Here is a 17,655-nt window from a genome sequence, read left to right as displayed (position 1 = left end):
GTGTCGGGCCGACCACGCGCGGGGTGCACAGGATCCGCCATCGTGCGTGTCCCGCATGCTCGTCCCGGTGCGGCTGCCGCCGGGTCGCGGCCGGACACGTTTCACCGCCGGCGCCGCCTTTCGTGCGCGACCTCGCCGGTCGGCACCGCGTCGACGTCCTGCAGCGGCTCGCCGGGGTTGCGGCGCTTCGCGGACTGATCGGCCGGCAAATCCTCCGTCTGCCCGGCGCGCCCGTCCACGCTGCCGCCTTCCGCATCGAGTTGCTGCTCGGCCCGCCGCCAGTATTCGTCGGCGCTGCCGTCCGGCGCGCCGTCCGCCTGCCACAGCCGGTATGCGCGCTCGCGGATCTGCGTTTCCCTGTCTTCGTTCATGCCGTTCTCCGTGTCTGCCATGGCGATCACCGATCCGGGCGCGACGGCGCCGACACCGCGCCGAGCGTCGACGACATTCCGCCGTCCGCGGCGGTAGCGAGATCGCCCAGCGCGACGATGCCGACCAGCCGCTTCTGTCGGTCGACCACCGGCACGCGGCGAATCTGTGCGTCGTCCATCTTCTTTTGCACCGCCGAAACGTCGTCGTCCTCGTAACACCAGTTCGCGGGTCCGCTGACGACGCCCTCGACCGCCTCGTCCGGCGGCACGCCCATCGACACCGCGCGCACGACGATGTCGCGGTCCGTCAGCATGCCGATCAGCCGTGTGCCGTCGCACACGGCGCCGACGTTCAGGTCGTTCATCAGCCTGGCCGCATCGCGCAGGCTCTGCGTCGGGCCGATGGTCGCGGCGTCGCGTGTCATCACTTCCGATACACGTGTCATGTTTCGCTCCTTGGAAAGCCGCCCACGGCGGCCTGCTGCACGAGCATCGCGCGTTCCGGCCGTCGCGCGGGTCAGTTCTCCGCCGAGCAGCGGACCGACGTGAGGCCGGCCGATTCGAGGATCCGCATCAGTTGCTTCAGCATCACGTCGGCGTCGGCCGCTTCGCGCCACTGCACGAACATCTCCTCCTCGCGCGCCGCGCATGCAGTCGTTTCGCGAAAACTCCTCGTTCGGCACGTGAAACCCGCGTCGCGTAATTTCCCGCCCAGTTGGTTGCGCGCGGCCGACCCCAGCGGATATTCGACCGTGACCAGCGCGGTCCTGGTGCGCCGCAAGCGCTGCTCGACGAACCGCAGCGGCCAGACGACCAGCAGCGCCAGCACCAGTCCGAGCGCACCGAGCGACAACTGGCCGCCGCCGATGCACAGCCCGATGACCGTCACGAACCACAGCGTCGCGGCGGTCGTGACGCCGGACACGAGGCCGTCGCGATGAAGGATCGCGCCGCCGCCGATGAAGCCCATCCCGGTCAGGATGCCGAGCGGCAGCCGCATCAGGTCGAGCACCGAGAACGCGCCCTCCGGTTTGCCCGCTTGCAGCAACAGCGCATTGACCTGCAGCATCGACAGGCACGCGGCGAGGCAGACGAGGATCGTCGTGCGCAGTCCGGCCGTCTTGCCGGATTCGCTGCGATCGATGCCGATCAGCCCGCCCGCGACGAGCGCCAGCAGGATCCTGACGAGAACGTCGTGCCACTGCAGTACGACCGGCATCGGTTCCATGCGCGCCTCCCCATGCGAATCGTCATGTGCCGGGGCGCGAACGCCGCCGACGACGCTGAACCGAGCAAGGACCGGGCCCGCATTCGGGGTATGGCGGCGCGTGTAGCGAGTCGGACGGAATTGTAGAAAGGGGCGTTCCGCGCGAGAGTGGCGAACGGCTGCCGTCGGCGTTGGCCCGCGCTTTGCAACGATCGGACAAAATGCGTTCGATCGATCGCTTTCCGTATCCGATCGGATACGACCATTCTCTTCGCAATCATTTCACGACATTCGGTTCCCGATCGGGTACGAAACGACGCCCCGGGCGTCGCGACTACTTTTTCGTTCCCGTACGAATACGAATTGATGTCCGCGCCCGCGAGTTATGCAATACTGTTCCCGATCAGATACGAAGCACGGAGAACGTCATGTCGGAGTCCCGGTCCGTCGACACGATCGGCGCGCTCGCCCACCTCATTCGCGCGACGCGGATCCAGCAGGGATTCACGCGGGACGAACTCGCGAACGCGACCGGGCTGTCGCCAAAATTCATCAGCCAGGTGGAAGCCGGCAAGCCGACCGCGCAAATCGGCAAGGTCATGCTGTTGCTCGGCGAACTGGGGGTGCGGCTGTATGCCGAATCGTCGATCGAGATTTCCGAAGCCACCGCGCTGAAGGCCGCGCAACGCCGCAGGAGCAGCCATGGCGGCTAGAACGCTGATCGCGTCCGCGAACGGCGTGCGCATGGGCACGCTGACCGACGACAAAGGCATCTGGTCGTTCGCGTACGACGCGAACTGGCTCGCGTCGCCCGCCGCGTATCCGCTGTCGCCGGCGTTCCCGCTTCGCGCCGGCGTCTTCACCGACACGTCGACCGATCGCCCGGTCCAGTGGTTCTTCGACAACCTGCTGCCGGAGGAAGGCATGCGTACGTCGCTCGCGCGCGAGGCGAAGGTCGATGCGGCCGACGCGTGGGGCCTGCTCGCGTACTTCGGCCGCGAATCGGCCGGCGCGCTGACGCTGCTGGCCGACGGCGAGCACGAAGCGGCCGGCGGCCTGCAACCGCTGCCGCTCGACGAGCTCGAACGCCGGATTCAGTCAATGCCCGAGCGCGCGCTGACGGCCACCGCACCCAAGCGCATGTCGGCGGCCGGCGCGCAGCAAAAGCTCCTGCTGGTGCTGCGCGGCGATGCGCCCGACTACGCGCTGTTCGAGCCGGTCGGCAGCGAACCGTCGATGCACCTGCTCAAACCCGACATGCGCGCGGCCGGCTATCCGCATTCGGCGATCAACGAGTTCTTCTGCATGCAGCTCGCGAAGAAGATGGGGCTCGACGTGCCCGACGTTCATTTCCTGCGCGCGCCGTCCGCCTGCTACGTGATCGACCGGTTCGACCGCGACGTCACGTCCGAACCGGCCGGGCGCGTGCATACGATCGACGCGATGCAACTGCTGAACTACGACCGCGGTTTCAAATACCAGCGGGCCAATGCGCAGGAGCTTGCCCGTGCGATCGACCGCACCAGCACGCGCGCGCTGACACGCCTGTCGGTGTTCCGCTGGACCGTGTTCAACGTGGTGGTCGGCAATGCCGACGCGCACCTGAAGAACCTGTCGTTCTTCGTCGACGCGCGCGGCTACCGGCTCGCGCCGTTCTACGACATCGTCAGTACGGTCGCGTATCACACGCCGACGCACCGCCCCGGCCATCGCGGCGATCACTGGCCGCACTGCGAGCTGACGATGCCGCTCGGGCATGCGACGCGGTTCGCCGATATCGACGTGGAGGCGCTGGTCGCGTTCGGTCAGGCGCTCGGGCTCAGGGAGAAAGCGGCCGCCGCTGAATTGCAGCGTTTTCTCGAACCGCTCGATCGTCACGTCGAGCAAACGCTCGATGAAGTGCGGAACATCGCGCATCCGGACGCCGGGGAAATGCGGTTGCTGAATTCGATCGTTGCCATGCCGATCGCGGAGATGGGGCGCGTGCTGCGGCAGACGCGCGGATAGGCTGCCACGCGCGGGCGTCGTGCCGCCCCCGATACCCGCGCGGCGCCCGGCGAATGTCGGGGCGTCAGCGGCGCGCCGCAAAAGCATCGACACCCGTCGCTGCCGCAGACCACGCCCACAGCCGCGACGCCTCCTCCGGATCGATCGCATGCGGCCGCACGCCCGATTCCTCGTTGCCGCGCGTCACCGCCGCAACGTCGCAATCCTCGCAATAGACGCCGCCGAGATCGGCGATGCGCGGCGACGTCGCCGCCCATACCTGGGTTGCCGCCCCCTGCGCAGGCGTCTTGAACGTCGGATCGACCGGCACGCCGTGCTCGTCGACCCAGCCCTGCGCCATCATTTCTTCTCGCGTCAGATGACGCTGCAGCGGCGTCGCGATCTTGCCGGGATGCAGCGAATACGCTCGGACACCGAACGGCGCCCCAAGCACGTCGAGCCGCACCGCGAACAATGCGTTGGCGGTTTTCGACTGCGCGTACGCCAGCCACTTGTCGTAACCGCGCGCGAACTCGATATCGTCCCAGCGGATCGGCGACAGCCGGTGCCCGAGCGACGACACCGCGATCACGCGCGCGCCGTCGCCGTGCGTCAGCACAGGCCACAGCCGGTTGACGAGCGCGTAGTGACCGAGGTGGTTGACGGCCATCTGCGCTTCCCGACCGTCGCCGACGCGCGTCTCGGGGCACGCCATGATGCCTGCGCTGTTGATGACGATATGCACGTTGCGCCGCGCGTCGACGAACCGCGCGGCGAATGCGGCCACGCTCGCGGCGTCGGCGAGTTCGAGCGGCGCGATCTCCACGCCGGCGATGCCGCGGGTCGCTTCGCGCGCGGCCGCGACGCTCCGTGCGCCGACGACGACGTGCGCGCCGGCTTGCGCCAGGGCACGCGTGGTTTCGAGGCCGAGGCCCGAATGGCCGCCCGTGACGACGGCGGTCTTGCCGTGCAGGTCGACGCCGGCCAGGACGTCGCTCGCCGTCGCGGCGGCGTCGAATCCGGAATGAAGAGGGTGCTGCCTGCTCGTCATTGAAGGCTCCAGGAATGGTGCGCGAAGCACGCGGCCGCCCATCGGCCGCGTCACCGCACGAGATCATTCTCCGGCCGTACAACCGGACTGTGAATGCAATAGAATCCGGTTTTTCGTCGAGATCGTCCGGGGGCTGTGCGTGGACCCGCTATCGGAAGTGCTGTCGCTGCTGGAGACGCGCGACTCGTTTTTCACCGGCTTGCGGGCCGGCGGCCCGTGGGCGGTCGACCTTCCCCCACCCGACGGGATCAAGTTCAATGCGGTGGTCGAAGGCAGTTGCTGGCTGACCGTCGACGGTGCGGGACCGCCCGTCCGGCTGCGCGCGGGGGACTGCTTCCTGCTCGCCGCGCCGCGGGCGTTTTCGCTGGCGAGCGATCCGTCGGTCGCGCCGATCCCGGCCGCCGACATGTACCGGCATGTCGAACGCGGTATCGCGCACTATGGCGAACCGGCCGACTGCTTTCTGATCGGCGGCCGCTTCGCGTACGAGGAAGGCATGCCGCTGCTGCTCGGCAACCTGCCGCCCGTGGTGATCGTGAGCGGCGATTCCGAATCGGCGGCGGTGTTGCGCTGGTCGCTACAGCAGCTCGCACGGGAATTCGACGCGTCGTCGCCGGGCGGGTCGCTGATGGTTCGGCATCTCGGCCACATGATGCTCGTACAGATTCTGCGGCGCTATGTGGACGCCGGCGCGAACGGCGATGTCGGGTGGCTTGCCGGGTTCGCGGATTCGCGGGTCAGCGCGGCGCTGGCCGCGATTCACGCCGCGCCCGAGCGACGCTGGACCGTCGACGCCCTGGCGGCCTGCTGCCACGTGTCGCGTTCCACGTTCGCGCTGCATTTCAAGCGGCGGCTCGGGTTCGGGCCGCTCGAATACGTGCTGCGGTGGCGCATACAGATGGCGATGCGCGAACTGCGCCGCTCGAACGCGCCGGTATCGGCGATCGCGCAGCGGCTCGGCTACGACTCGGATAGCGCGTTCGGTCATGCGTTCAAGCGCATCGTGGGTTGTTCGCCGCGCGCATATCGTCACGGCGTGACGAGCGAGTCGGGCAGCTAGCGTCGTTACCGCACCCCGGGCATGCGAGTTTGCGATTCCATCGACGCCACGCATTCGCATCGCGACTATCGGGATAAGTATTCTTATCACAATAGCTTCATTATCCGATCAAACCAGCGTTTGCGAAAACGCCCCGCCTGCGGCGAGGCGTCCACCGGTTCACCGCCCGATCGGCAATCCGGTCGGTTCGATCCAGCCGAGCTTGTATGCGATCAGCAGCGACAGAAACAGCGTAACCGACAACCCGACGCGCGCGGCGAGCGACCACGCCATCCGCTTGGACTTGCCGCGATCGTGATTCATGAAGTACAGCGCGAAGATCAGGCTCGCGATGATCATCGCGAATGCCACAGAGACCAGCAGGGTTTTCATTGCCGTTGCCTTTGAAGTTCCGAATCGGCCCGAATCAGTTCGGCCAGTTTGTGCCGCTCGTCGGCGACGCCGCCGACGCCCGATGCCGGCCAGTCCAGCGCGACGCCGTTGCCGAGCGAATCGCGCACGAGTGCCTGATACCGCCGGTCGTTGATCGTGCCGTGCGCCATCGTGTCCGAGATCTCGCGCCGGAACGGCAGCGGGAAACTCGCGTACGCGCGCGACAGCGCCGCGTATTGTCTCGCATCGATCTCTTTCGACGATGGTATGACAGTCCAGATCACCACGGCGACGATGGCCGTGAACGGAATCGCCGTGTAGCGAAGGATGAACTTGATCGGGGTCATGAAGCGGTGAGCAGAAGTGATCGCAAGCGCGCGCGGCGCAGCGGCGAAACGGCCAGCCAGCGGCACTTTGCATCATTGTACTGAAAGCACCATCCAGCCAACAGAGTATGATAATGAAATTATCATATTGATCACATGATTCGATGGCCCGGCATCCGCTGCGGGCGGTGTGCCCGTCACGCCGCCCGCAGCGGTTTTCCGCCCGTACCCGCGAACCCGCGACGATTGAGCGAAGCCCTTATGCCAGCGCAGTACTTCCGAAACCTGACGGGGAAACACCGTAGTGCGACCGCGAACCGCCAGCTCGGGTTTTCGCTCGCGTTCGTCGCCGGCGCGGCCAATGCCGGCGGTTTTCTCGCGGTCAAGCAGTACACGTCGCACATGAGCGGGATCGTGTCGGCGATCGCCGACCAGACGGCGCTCGGCGACGTGCGGTTCGCGCTCGCCGGCATCAGCTCGCTCGGGTCGTTCCTGATCGGCGCCAGTTGCTCGGCAATCCTCGTCAACTGGGGGCGCCGCCGCGGGCTGCACAGCCAGTTCATGCTGCCGCTGCTGGTCGAAGCCGCGCTGCTGTTGCTGTTCGGGCTGCTCGGCAGCCATCTCGCGCTGTGGGAAACCTTCTTCGTGCCGGTGACCGTGACGCTGCTGTGCTTCATCATGGGGCTGCAGAACGCGACGATCACGAAGCTGTCGGGCGCGGAAATCCGCACGACGCACGTGACGGGCATCGTGACCGACCTCGGCATCGAACTCGGGAAGCTGTTCTACTGGAACCGCTCCGCCATCGACGTCGACGCGCACGCGGTCATCGCCAACCGTTCGAAACTGAGGATTCACGCGACGATGCTCGCGTCGTTCTTCGTCGGCGGTCTCGCCGGCGCCATCGGTTTCAAGCACGTGGGCTACGTATCGACCGTGCCGCTCGCCGCGATGCTGGTCACGCTCGCGATCGTGCCGGTGATCGACGACCTGCTCGCGCTGCTGCGCAGCAGACGCTGATCGTGCGCCACGGGCGGCGCTTGCGCACGGTAACGCCGAAAGCGGATCGATTATAATTTGATTAACATATCGACCACCCTCGCCCCGTCATGGAAACGAAAACCGCCCGCCTGACCGTCCTGATCGATCCCGCGAAGAAGGAAGCCTTCGAGATGCTCTGCGCGGAGCAGGATCTTACGCCATCGCAAGTCGTGCGGCAGTTGATCCGCGAATATCTCGACCGGCACGGCGTCACGTACAAGACCCGCAGCGCGATCGGCAAGCGCGTGAAGTAAGCGCGACCGCAAAGGCGTGCGCCGCCGCTCAGTGCCCCCAGGTATCCGCAACGACCGTTACGCGCCGATCTCCCAGCGTTCGTGCGACTGCGCGCGCCAGACCAGCCGGCGCGGATCGATGCCCTCGCCGTGCTTCATGCGCCTCGCGGTGGCCGCCAGCTTCAGTTCGCCAGCCTGCGGGCAGGCGAGCGCCCGCTCCAGCAGGATACGCAACGACGGCAGCCGGCTGCCGTCCTTCCATGCGAATGCAACGAAGTTGTTGTCGTCGCCGCACGGCGCCAGCGCATACGACGAACCGAATACCGCTCGCAGTTGCTCGAGGTGTTGCGGCAATGCCGGATCGTCGTCCATGAAGTTGATCGCGAGCACCCCGGATTCGCTCAGGCGCGCGCGGCACGCATCGAGGAAGGTGCGACCCGTACAGCGGCCGCGCATACCGTCGGCGACGAACGCATCGTGCAGGATCACGTCCGTGCGGACGTCCGCCCGTTCCAGATGATCCGCACCGTCCGCGCATACCACGCGAAAGCGCGCATCGTCGGCAGGAATCCTGAACACGTTGCGCAGCGCGATCACGTCCGGATTGATCTCGACCGCGTCGATCGCCGTGCCGGGCAGGTGGCGATAGCAGTACTTCGCGAGCGAACCGCCGCCGAGCCCGAGCATGCAGATGTGTGCGGGCTCGGCCTGCAGCAGCAGGAAACCCATCATCACGCGCGTATAACCGAGCGTCAGCTGCACCGGATCGCGCAGCGACATGAAGCTTTGGGTGCCGAAATGATCGAAGTGCAGCGAGAGCGCGTGCTGCGTCTTCAGCACGAACGGCCGGCCGTCGTTCAGCGGCGTCGCCAGGAACCTGACGAACGCGTCGTAGGAAGTTCGATCCTCGGCCATGCGCGGGTACTCGGCTGAAAACACGGCGGATGAAAACGCGGATGCAACGGTCGCCTAACCGCGCGCTCAGACCTTCTTCAGGTAGCACGCCTTCAGCATGAAGCCGCCCATGTCGGTCTTGCAGTCGACTTCGTGATCGCCGCCGACGAGCCGGATGCTCTTGACCTTGGTGCCCATCTTCAGCGTGATCGACGAACCCTTCACGCGCAGATCCTTGATCAGCACCACCGAATCGCCGTCCGACAGCACGTTGCCGTTCGCGTCCTTGACGACGTCGCCTGCCGGTTCGTCGCCGGCCTCGGCGCCGGCGTCGGCCGACCATTCATGGCCGCAGTCCGCGCACACGGTCAGCGCGCCGTCAGGGTAAGTGTTTTCCATCGCGCATTGCGGGCAGGCGGGGGCGTTCATTGCGGTTTCCATTCGGGGAGGCATTCGGGTCGATCGACGATGCCGGGCGAGCAGGTTGCGCGCCCGGAGGTGCGGCGACTCGCCCGCGGCAGGACCGCAGGCCGGCATCGGCGCACACGGCATTATAATGCAATTCACATGATCGGGCCGATGCATTATAATCGTCCACTTTCGACAATCCGCGAATTTGAACGCACCTTTGCAGCCGATGTCGGCAAGTTCGCGCCGAATGACGCATGCAATCCGCCCGGCCGGCGCCTCGCAACCCTGCGGGCAATCTGCGCGCCGGCCGCCCGAGGTCCCGCAGCACGTGCGCAACCGTGCATGTCGCGCGCTGCCGCGCCCACCCGCCCGGAGGCTTTCCAGCATCGTGGCAACCGTCGTGTACGTTGAAATCGGCCCCGCATGGAACCGCAATCGGGGTCGCGCCGCGCGCGACGCGGCCGTCGCCGCGGCACGCCGCTTCGAGAGCGACATCCAGTTGATCGCGAACGGGCTCGGCAGCAACGCAAAAGACAGCGGCGCGATTGCGGCGCTCCAGGTTCACGGCGGCACGTCGGCCCAGGTGCTCGCCACCGGCCCCGACGAGGAAGCGGCGCTGCACGCGCTGCTGCCGTTGCTCCAGGCAAGCTGATGCTCGGCGCCGCCGATCCCGCGGCCGCGCGCCGTCCACCCCGAAACGCCATTTCCCGAGGAAGCGATGAACGACAACCTGACGTCCAACACCCCCAACCTGTCGGCCTCCGCGATCTGGGCGCTCGAACGCCTCGCCGATGTTCGCTACGGCCGCGACGCGCCGGCGCTCGGCTGGTCGATCGAACAGGAACTCGTCGGCGCGGGCTTCGTCAGCCATGCGGCGAACGGACGCTCCGGCGCGTCGATCACCGCGCAGGGGCGCAATTTCCTGAAGAGCCGCAAGTAACCCGCCATTCGGCACGGGCACGATCTCGCGTTGTACGCAACACGCGGGCGCGTCGATTGCCGTTGTCAGCAAGCGGGCCGACAACTCACCCCAGGCCATGTTCGCACCGGTATTCGCCACACGGCGGCGAACGGCCCGCATTCGTCGAGCGCCCCGCGTGACGCGCACCAGACCGCGACGCCGTCACGCGAGCCGGTCCGTGCGAGCACCGCCGGCCCCGGCCATCCGCATGATGCGGTCGCATGCGCCGATGCGGGCGGGGATTGCATCCACATCGTGCATCCACATCGCCGTTTAGCGGTATCGTACGGGGCTCAAGCGCGGCGCCCTGCGTCGCCATCCCTTCCTCATGGAACGCCCGATGACATTCAGCGCCGCCCCCTTCGTCTCGTCCCCGCCCGTTCTCGATACGCCGCGCCTGATTCTCGAAGGCCATCCGCTCGGCGACTTCGACGCACTCGCCGCGATGTGGGCGGAACCCGGCGTCGTCGCGCACATCTTCAACGGCGAGCCTTCCAAGCCGCGCGACTCGTGGATGCGCATGCTCGCGTATCGCGGGCTGTGGCCGCTGCTCGGCTATGGCTACTGGGCGATCCGCGAAAAGGCGTCGGGCCGCTATGTCGGCGATCTCGGCTTCGCGGATTTCCACCGGAACATCGAGCCGCCGATTCGCGGCGTGCCGGAAGCCGGCTGGGCGCTGGCGACGTGGGCGCAGGGCAACGGCTACGCGACCGAGGCGCTCGCGGCCGCGCTCGGATGGCTCGACGCGCAGCAGCGGTTCGAGCGCAGCGTATGCCTGATCGCGCCGACCAACGTCGCATCGATTCGGGTCGCGGAGAAAGCCGGTTACGGCGAGCCGCTGCGCATCCGCTTCAACGACGCCGATTCGTTGATGTTTTCGCGAAAGTGTCGCTGAGGGAGGCGAGCCGGCGCCGGGTCAATCGGCGACCGGTTCGTAGCAATGCATGAACAGGCCGTCGTCCATCGGCCAGCAGTTGCCGCATTCGTCGCGCAGGATCCAGTCGCCCGGCTTCACCGAGCGCCAGCCTTCCGGCGTCGCGACCGCCCACCTGCCGTGACGGCGCTCTACCCGTTCATGGTCGCCGTCGGCGAACCAGCGCGTTGCCTCGACTTGCCCGGCGCGTTTTCTGAATTTCATGCCACCACCGAAAGAAACGAATCTCAGTGTCGCGTTGCCGCGGCACCGGTGTCGTGCGACTGCGGCCGCACACTCGGCGCGCTCGTTGTCGCGCGGGCCGCGCGCAACGCCGTCCAGCCTTCCGCGATGAGCGCCTCCAGCGTGTCGCGCGCGACGGTGGAGATCCGGACGTCGATCTCCTGCAGTTTCATCAGCGCCGACACAACCTCGTCCGGTTGATCGGGTGCGAGCGCAACGATGAACGCCGAACGCCTCTCGGCAGCCCGGACGGCCTCGCTCCAGTCGGCACGCGCCACCGCTGCTTCGATCGCATGCGTGAGCGACTCGAGACTCAGGACGACTTGCAACGGCGTCATTTCGCCTCCCGTTGAATAATTCGCACTGTCCGCTTGCCCGCTCGCCGGGAGCCGGCGCGGCGTCGATCCGACCCGTGCGCCTCCGGTCACGCATGCGCGCAGCATGACTCGACGTGTCGTCGAAGCAGGCAGTCGATGCGACCGGGAAACGGACGCCACCGCAGTATGCGATGCGCGCGAGTCAGGTTCGGGAATTGTAGGGAGCGAGACGCGACAACGTCGGTAATATTTTGTAATGATATGTCGACTAACCTTGCCTGGCTTAGGTTCGGCCGGTGCGGGCGAGATTCGCGACGCCGGATTGGCGCAAACGTTTTCGTCTGAAGGATGCCCGCTCGCGCATCGTCGCGCGCGCCGCGCCGGATCTCGCATCGACCCGTTTCGATCTCACCCGCGGCCCGGCGCCGCCCGCGCCGCACTTTCCCCCTTCCAGCAGCGATTGGCCCATAGCTCAGTTCACCGAACGATTCAGATTTCGTCACATACCGCCGGAATGTTGCGCAGTATCATCCACGTCGCTTCGGCTACGACGCGCTCGGACTGGGCCTGACCGCTCGCCACCTTCCCGTTTTGCCCCCTTCGTTTACCGATGCCGATCCGAATCCTGCTCGTCGAAGACGACGTCCCGCTGTCCGCGCTGATCGCCGACTATCTGCGCAAGCATCATTACCAGGTGGATACGCTGTACGACGGCGCCGGCGCGGTGCCGGCGATCGTCGCGAGCCGCCCCGACCTGGTGCTGCTCGACGTCAACCTGCCGGGCAAGGACGGTTTCGAGATCTGCCGCGAAGCGCGCGTGCATTACGACGGTATCGTGATCATGGTGACGGGCCGCGACGAACCGTTCGACGAATTGCTCGGCCTGGAACTCGGTGCGGACGATTTTCTCCGCAAGCCGGTCGAGCCGCGCCTGCTGCTCGCGCGGATCAAGGCGCAGTTGCGGCGCACGCGCGTGCCGGCGAGCGACCCCGTGCCCGATACGCCGCAGCGATACGTATTCGGCAAGTTTTCGATCGACCGGGCCGATCGCCGCGTGCATCTTCCCGACGGCAGCGTGCCGCGTTTGACGTCGACCGAATTCGACCTGCTGTGGGCCCTCGTGTGCCGCGCGGGCGAGGTGGTCAGCCGGGAAGAGCTGACGCTGCTGCTGCGCGGCATCGCGTTCGACGGCCTCGATCGTTCGATCGACGGCCGCATCTCGAAGCTGCGCCGCAAGCTGCGCGACGATGCGAACGAACCGAAACGGATCAAGACCATCCGCTCCAGGGGCTATCAATTCAGCAAGCACGCGTGGGATTGAGGCCGCGCGTGGACCGACGAACGGCATCGCACGCGCGGCCCGCGATGTCCGGCGCGCGCTCGCAGCTATTGCGGGCGAGCCGTACCGGTATCCGCATTCGTGCCCGCGCCGGCCTGCCATCCGCCGCCGAGCGCCTTGTACAGCGCGACGAGATCGGTCGTCGTCTGCAACGCACCCTGCTCGGCCTGCTGCCGGCCCTCCGACCATTGCCGCTCGGCGTCCAGCACGTCGAGGAACGGCGACAACCCCTTTCGGTAACGATCGCGCGCGAGGTCCAGCGCGCCCTGTTCGGCCTTCACCGCATCGTCGAGCGCGGCCGCGCGCGCCTGATCGGTGCGGTACACGGCCAGCGCATTGTCGACGTCGCGCAGCGCGACGAGCACCGCCTGCCGGTAGGCGAGCGCCGCCTCGGCCTGGCGCGCCTGCGACAGCCGCAGGTTCGACACGAGCGCGCCGCCGGAAAAGATCGGCAGGGACACGGCCGGGCCGAACGCATAGAACAGATGCGACCAGTGCGCGAGTTCGCGCACGTGCGACGCGCGCAGGCCGACCTGCCCCGTCAGCGAAATGTCCGGATAGAACTGTGCGACCGCGACACCGACGTCGGCGGTGGCCGCATGCAGCTCGGCCTCCGCGCGGCGGATGTCGGGGCGCCGGCGCGCGAGCGTCGACGGTAAGCCGACGGGTACGGTCGGCGGCACGTCCGGCAACGCGCGCGGGGCGGCAAGCCAGTCGTCGAGCGCGCCCGGCGCGCCGCCGACCAAGTAGGCGAGACCGTTGCGCAGCAGCACGATCTGCTGGTCGAACTGCGGCAGTTGGGCACGAATCTGCGCGAGCCGCGCGTCGGCGCTGCGCACGTCGAGATCGCTCGCGAGACCATGCGCGGCCTGCTCGCGCGTCAGGTCGAGCAGGTCGCGCTGCGCGCGTTGCAGGTCGTCGGCCAGCGCGCGCTGCGCTTGCGCGCCGCGCAGTTGCAGATAGGTCTGCGCGACCTCGGCCTCGAGCGACAGCAGCGCGTCGTCGCGGCTCGCGACCGCCGCGCTCGTCTGGGCGCCGGCCGCTTCGACCGAGCGGCGCACGCGCCCGAACAGGTCCAGTTCCCACGACGCGTCGAACCCGGCCTGCCACAGGTTGACCGGCGCTTCGAGGGCATCGAGCGCGCCGCGCGCGCCTTGCTGCACGCGCGCGCCGGTTCCCGGCCCGAACCGGTCGAGCGGCGATCCCGGCGCGCCGAGACGATCGACGCGCTGGTCGATGCCCTGCTCCTCGACGATGCCTTTCAGGCCGAGCTGTTCGCGCTGGTAGCTGGCGGTCGCACGCACGTCCGGCAAACCCTGCGCGGCGGCGGCGCGAACCTGCGCGCGCGCCTGTGCGATGCGCAGCACGGCGGCCTGCACATCGAGGTTGTCGTGCGCGGCGCGCTCGACGAGCCGGTCGAGCAGCGGATCGCCGAACGCGCGCCACCAGCGCGGATCGGGGTCGGCGTCGATCGTCGGCGAAGACCGGACGGCCACGCCGGATGCGGGGGCCGCCGCCCGGCCGTCCGCCTGCATCGCATGCCAGGTGTCCGGCGCGTCCGCGTGCGGCGGCTGGTAGTCGGGTCCGACGGTGCAGCTTGCGATACCGACGCATCCGATGAATATCGTCACCGCGCGACACGCGATAGCGCGAATCCAGCGGCGGTTGCGGTGCTCCCGATGCATGCGCATGTCAATGCCCTCCCGCGCCGCCCGCGGCCTTCGCCGGCGTGAACAGGAACGTCAGCGGAATGCTGAATGCGCAGAACACCGCGAGGATCGCGAACACGTCGATATACGCGAGGATCGTCGCCTGCGCGATGAATGTCTCGTACAGCCGCCCGTTCGCCGTCTGCAGCGCGGCCGGCGGCGGCGCGCCCGTCAGCGCGGCGATCGCGCGCGCGTTCTCCTGCAGCGCGTCCTGGAAGTTCTGCGACAGCGTCGACATGTGCGTGGACAAATGGGCCATGCGCGCCTGCGTGCGTTCGCGGATCAAGGCGGTCGACACCGAGATGCCGATCGAGCCCGCGACGTTGCGGAACATCGTGAACAGCGCGGACGCGTCGTCGTTGAGCCGCTGCGGCACGGTCAGGTACGCGAGCGTCGTGATCGGCACGAACATGAAGCCGATCGCGAGCGACTGCGCACACCGGATCATCATGAGGTGCGTGTAGTCGATGTCGGGCACCAGCGTGCGCGAATAGATCAGCGAGGCGCACAGCAGCACGAAACCGAACCCGACGAGATAGCGCGTCTGCACGTGCGGCATCAGCCGGCTCACGAGCGGAATCTCGAGCGTGATCAGCAGCGCGCCGGGCGACAGCACGAGGCCCGCGAGCGTCGCCGTGTAGCCGAGACGCTGCTGCGCGAGCTGCGGCACGATCACCGCGCTGCCGTACAGCACGGCCGCAAACGTCGCGATCGTCACGCAGCCGAGCGCGAAATTGCGATCGCGCAGGCACGACAGGTCGACCACCGGTTTCTTCGTGCGCAGCAGCCACAGCGTCGCGCCGATCAACCCAAGTGCGGACAGCACGGCAAACACGCGGATGAAGTTCGAGCCGAACCAGTCCTCGTCCTCGCCGCGATCGAGCATCACCTGCAGGCAACCGAGCCCGATCGCGATCAGCCCGATGCCGATGTAGTCGATGGAAATCCCGCGGTCGGCGCCGCGCCGCCACGGCGGATCCTCGACGAGCTGCATCACCGCGAGCACGGTCAGCGCGCCGATCGGCACGTTGAGCAGGAACACCCAGCGCCACGAGAAATGGTCGGTGATCCAGCCGCCGAGCGTCGGCCCGAGCACCGGCGCGACGACGATCGCGATCGCCGAGATCGAGAACGCGCGGTTGCGCTGCTCGGGCGGAAACGTATCGAGGATGATCGACTGCTGGTTCGGCTGCAGGCCGCCGCCGAACAACCCCTGCAGCACGCGGAACACGATCAGTTCGCCGAGGTTGGTCGCGACGCCGCACAGGAACGAGCACACGGTAAACGCGGCGATGCACAGCAGGAAGTAGCGCTTGCGGCCGAGCATGCGCCCGAGGAAACCCGAGATCGGCAGCACGATGCCGTTCGCGACGAGATACGACGTGAGCGTCCAGGTCGCCTCGTCGTAGCTCGCCGACATCGTGCCGGCGATGTGCGGCAGCGCGACGTTGACGATCGTCGTGTCGAGGATTTCCATGAACGCGGCGAGCGTGACGACGATCGCGATGAGCCACGGGTTCGCGGCGGGACGCCACGTGCCATCGGATGCGCCGCTGCGATCGGGCGGCCGGTTCATCGGCGGGCCTCGTCAGGCGGGAACGGCATGCGGGTATCGGGCATCGGATCGCTCCGGTCGAAACCGGCCGCGGCACGGCGGCCGGTCATTTCAGGTGGACGGTCGGCTCGACCGACAGGCCGAGACCGAGCGGCGGACGGGTCGGCAGCGGGCCGTCGAGCACGATCTTCACCGGCACGCGCTGCACGATCTTCACGAAGTTGCCGGTCGCGTTCTCGGTCGGAAACGCGGAGAAGCGCGACCCGCTGCCGAGCTGGATGCTGTCGACGTGGCCGTGCAGGTCGAGATCGGGGTACGCGTCGACCGACACGTCGACGCGATCGCCGATGCGCATCCGCTCGAGCTGCGACTCCTTGAAATTGGCGGTGATCCACACGCGCGGCGTGACGATCGAGAAGATCGACGTGCCCGGTTGCAGGAACGAGCCCAGTTGCACGTTGCGTCGCGTGACCCAGCCGTCGGACGGCGCACGCATTTCGCAGTACGACAGGTTCAGGTTGGCCGTCTCGAGCTGCGCGCGCGCCTGCAGCACCTGCTGGCGGCGTTCCTCGACGGCCGTCTCGGCCTGCCGGATCTGCTGCGGCACGAGGCTCGCGGTACGCGCCTGCGCCTGGGCCATCGCGACGTTCGCGTCGGCGGTCGCGCGCTGCGCGTCGGCGGCGTCGATCGCCTGCTGCGACGTCGCGCGCGCATCGACCGCGCGCTGCCGCGTCTGCGCGGCGAGCGCCTGCCGGTACGCGGCTTCCGCGGATTCGATCTGCGCGCGCGCCTGCCGGTACTGGGCCGGATACTGCACGCGCGCGATATCGAGCTGCACGCCCGCCGCGTCGAGCTGCGCCTGCGCGAGACCGAGCTGCGCCTGGGCCGCGTCGACCTGCGCGCGGTAGTCGCGCGGATCGATCTCGACGAGCACGTCGCCGCGCCGCACGAACGTGTTGTCGTCGATCGCCAGCCGCGTCACGTAGCCGGACACGTGCGGCGCGACCGCGACCGCGTTGCCGTCGGTATACGCATCGTCGGTGCTGACCTGGTTGCGCGTCGCGAACCACCAGACGAACCCGGCGACGAGCAGCACGACCACCACCGCGCCGAGAATGATCAGCGGCTTTTTGCCGGGGCGCTTGCGTTCGCCGTCGCCGTTGCCGCCTTCTCCGTCGCCGCCGGTGCGGCCGCCGCGATCGTCGTGCGGATGATCATCGCCGCCACCGCCGCCCGGGGCGTCGGTCGGGCGCTCGCCGTCGTTGCGGCCCGGCGCGGCCGCCGAGCCGCTGCCGCCGCCGGACTGGCCGTCGCCCGCACGCGCGAGCTCGGTCGGCCAGCGGACGTGCAGCGGCGTCGACAGGGCGACACCGGCGGCCGCCGACGCGAACGCGTCCGGCGCGCCGGTGCCGCGAGGTCCGGGCGTCAGCGCGCGCCGGACCGCGGCGCCAAATCGCTCACGAACGGACAACGGGCACAGGATCGCATCGGGCATAAACGGAACTCCAGGCGGTGGCCGCGAGCGTCATTGCCCGCGCCGACCTCAAGCGCGCGCTCAAGCAAACAGCGGACCCGGGGCGTGCTTCGCCCGAAACCGGCAGCCCGAACCCGGCACGCCCGATGCGCGACACGTACGCTTCGACGGCCCCGACAGGACTCGCGAACT

The 17,655-nt window shown here is 68.0% G+C and carries 22 protein-coding genes; 9 read left to right on the top strand and 13 right to left on the bottom strand.

Annotation, left to right across the window (positions count from 1 at the left end; genetic code table 11):
• Window positions 1-101 precede the first annotated feature (101 nt).
• The 3 genes from WS61_RS03995 to WS61_RS03985 all read right to left on the bottom strand — a co-directional run bounded on the left by WS61_RS03995 (window position 102) and on the right by WS61_RS03985 (window position 1,599).
• Window positions 102-371 (bottom strand): DUF2934 domain-containing protein, encoded by a 270-nt coding sequence (locus tag WS61_RS03995; protein ID WP_179949653.1) that lies wholly within the window; start codon window positions 369-371, stop codon window positions 102-104.
• Between the two features lie 26 nt (window positions 372-397).
• Window positions 398-817, bottom strand: coding sequence for a CBS domain-containing protein (locus WS61_RS03990; RefSeq protein ID WP_059499331.1), 420 nt, complete (start codon window positions 815-817; stop codon window positions 398-400).
• Window positions 818-888: 71 nt separating this feature from the next.
• A complete protein-coding gene (locus WS61_RS03985; protein ID WP_059499330.1) occupies window positions 889-1,599 on the bottom strand; it encodes an MgtC/SapB family protein in 711 nt (236 codons plus the stop codon).
• A 407-nt stretch (window positions 1,600-2,006) separates the two neighbouring features.
• Here WS61_RS03985 and WS61_RS03980 point away from each other — a divergent pair, with 407 nt between their 5' ends.
• On the top strand, window positions 2,007-2,291 hold the full coding sequence (locus WS61_RS03980) for a helix-turn-helix domain-containing protein (RefSeq protein ID WP_059499329.1): 285 nt from the start codon (window positions 2,007-2,009) through the stop codon (window positions 2,289-2,291).
• Window positions 2,281-3,585, top strand: coding sequence for a HipA domain-containing protein (locus WS61_RS03975; protein ID WP_059499328.1), 1,305 nt, complete (start codon window positions 2,281-2,283; stop codon window positions 3,583-3,585). Before WS61_RS03980 ends, WS61_RS03975 begins: the two co-directional genes overlap by 11 nt.
• A 64-nt stretch (window positions 3,586-3,649) precedes the next feature.
• On the opposite strand, the gene WS61_RS03970 is transcribed toward WS61_RS03975, so the two are convergent.
• Window positions 3,650-4,615 (bottom strand): SDR family NAD(P)-dependent oxidoreductase, encoded by a 966-nt coding sequence (locus tag WS61_RS03970; protein ID WP_059499327.1) that lies wholly within the window; start codon window positions 4,613-4,615, stop codon window positions 3,650-3,652.
• 139 nt (window positions 4,616-4,754) lie between these two features.
• Between WS61_RS03970 and WS61_RS03965 the strand changes: the two genes are divergently transcribed.
• Complete coding sequence (locus WS61_RS03965; protein WP_059499326.1) at window positions 4,755-5,675, top strand: AraC family transcriptional regulator; 921 nt, start codon at window positions 4,755-4,757, stop codon at window positions 5,673-5,675.
• 159 nt (window positions 5,676-5,834) lie between these two features.
• Here the strand turns inward: WS61_RS03965 and WS61_RS03960 are convergent, their stop codons facing one another.
• Window positions 5,835-6,047, bottom strand: coding sequence for a twin transmembrane helix small protein (locus tag WS61_RS03960; protein ID WP_006489184.1), 213 nt, complete (start codon window positions 6,045-6,047; stop codon window positions 5,835-5,837).
• Window positions 6,044-6,394, bottom strand: a complete 351-nt coding sequence (locus tag WS61_RS03955; RefSeq protein WP_034209179.1) for a hypothetical protein — start codon at window positions 6,392-6,394, stop codon at window positions 6,044-6,046. The genes WS61_RS03960 and WS61_RS03955 overlap by 4 nt, the downstream gene beginning before the upstream one ends.
• A gap of 240 nt (window positions 6,395-6,634) precedes the next feature.
• On the opposite strand from WS61_RS03955, the gene WS61_RS03950 reads away from it, so the two are divergent.
• Window positions 6,635-7,393 carry a YoaK family protein gene (locus WS61_RS03950; RefSeq protein WP_059499325.1) on the top strand — a complete coding sequence of 253 codons (759 nt, stop codon included), beginning with the start codon at window positions 6,635-6,637 and terminating at the stop codon, window positions 7,391-7,393.
• 89 nt (window positions 7,394-7,482) lie between these two features.
• Window positions 7,483-7,668 carry a ribbon-helix-helix protein, CopG family gene (locus WS61_RS03945; RefSeq protein ID WP_006489181.1) on the top strand — a complete coding sequence of 62 codons (186 nt, stop codon included), beginning with the start codon at window positions 7,483-7,485 and terminating at the stop codon, window positions 7,666-7,668.
• Window positions 7,669-7,725: 57 nt separating this feature from the next.
• Here WS61_RS03945 and WS61_RS03940 read toward each other — a convergent pair whose 3' ends face one another.
• Window positions 7,726-8,562, bottom strand: a complete 837-nt coding sequence (locus WS61_RS03940; RefSeq protein WP_059499324.1) for a spermidine synthase — start codon at window positions 8,560-8,562, stop codon at window positions 7,726-7,728.
• Between the two features lie 66 nt (window positions 8,563-8,628).
• Complete coding sequence (locus tag WS61_RS03935; RefSeq protein ID WP_373557108.1) at window positions 8,629-8,982, bottom strand: zinc ribbon domain-containing protein YjdM; 354 nt, start codon at window positions 8,980-8,982, stop codon at window positions 8,629-8,631.
• 358 nt (window positions 8,983-9,340) lie between these two features.
• On the opposite strand from WS61_RS03935, the gene WS61_RS03930 reads away from it, so the two are divergent.
• From WS61_RS03930 to WS61_RS03920, 3 genes are all read left to right on the top strand, one after another.
• Window positions 9,341-9,604 carry an HPr family phosphocarrier protein gene (locus tag WS61_RS03930; RefSeq protein ID WP_059499323.1) on the top strand — a complete coding sequence of 88 codons (264 nt, stop codon included), beginning with the start codon at window positions 9,341-9,343 and terminating at the stop codon, window positions 9,602-9,604.
• 66 nt (window positions 9,605-9,670) lie between these two features.
• On the top strand, window positions 9,671-9,892 hold the full coding sequence (locus WS61_RS03925; protein WP_034209183.1) for a hypothetical protein: 222 nt from the start codon (window positions 9,671-9,673) through the stop codon (window positions 9,890-9,892).
• A 349-nt stretch (window positions 9,893-10,241) separates the two neighbouring features.
• Window positions 10,242-10,808 (top strand): GNAT family N-acetyltransferase, encoded by a 567-nt coding sequence (locus WS61_RS03920; RefSeq protein WP_059499322.1) that lies wholly within the window; start codon window positions 10,242-10,244, stop codon window positions 10,806-10,808.
• Between the two features lie 21 nt (window positions 10,809-10,829).
• Here WS61_RS03920 and WS61_RS03915 read toward each other — a convergent pair whose 3' ends face one another.
• Together WS61_RS03915 and WS61_RS03910 are read right to left on the bottom strand one after the other, a co-directional pair.
• Complete coding sequence (locus WS61_RS03915; protein WP_034209185.1) at window positions 10,830-11,051, bottom strand: hypothetical protein; 222 nt, start codon at window positions 11,049-11,051, stop codon at window positions 10,830-10,832.
• 23 nt (window positions 11,052-11,074) lie between these two features.
• Entirely contained in the window at window positions 11,075-11,407 is a 333-nt protein-coding gene (locus WS61_RS03910; protein WP_059499321.1) for a hypothetical protein, read from the bottom strand.
• Window positions 11,408-11,996: 589 nt separating this feature from the next.
• On the opposite strand from WS61_RS03910, the gene WS61_RS03905 reads away from it, so the two are divergent.
• A complete protein-coding gene (locus WS61_RS03905) occupies window positions 11,997-12,707 on the top strand; it encodes a response regulator (protein WP_059499320.1) in 711 nt (236 codons plus the stop codon).
• 65 nt (window positions 12,708-12,772) lie between these two features.
• Here the strand turns inward: WS61_RS03905 and WS61_RS03900 are convergent, their stop codons facing one another.
• From WS61_RS03900 to WS61_RS03890, 3 genes are all read right to left on the bottom strand, one after another.
• On the bottom strand, window positions 12,773-14,416 hold the full coding sequence (locus tag WS61_RS03900) for an efflux transporter outer membrane subunit (RefSeq protein WP_059499319.1): 1,644 nt from the start codon (window positions 14,414-14,416) through the stop codon (window positions 12,773-12,775).
• Window position 14,417: 1 nt separating this feature from the next.
• On the bottom strand, window positions 14,418-16,010 hold the full coding sequence (locus tag WS61_RS03895; protein ID WP_059499318.1) for a DHA2 family efflux MFS transporter permease subunit: 1,593 nt from the start codon (window positions 16,008-16,010) through the stop codon (window positions 14,418-14,420).
• Between the two features lie 85 nt (window positions 16,011-16,095).
• On the bottom strand, window positions 16,096-17,484 hold the full coding sequence (locus WS61_RS03890; RefSeq protein ID WP_059499317.1) for an HlyD family secretion protein: 1,389 nt from the start codon (window positions 17,482-17,484) through the stop codon (window positions 16,096-16,098).
• Window positions 17,485-17,655 lie beyond the last annotated feature (171 nt).

The organism is Burkholderia sp. ABCPW 11 (assembly GCF_001523445.1).
Taxonomy (GTDB): Bacteria; Pseudomonadota; Gammaproteobacteria; order Burkholderiales; family Burkholderiaceae; genus Burkholderia.
The sequence above is the reverse complement of the archived record's forward strand: the minus strand, read 5'-3'. Positions and strand labels throughout refer to the sequence as shown.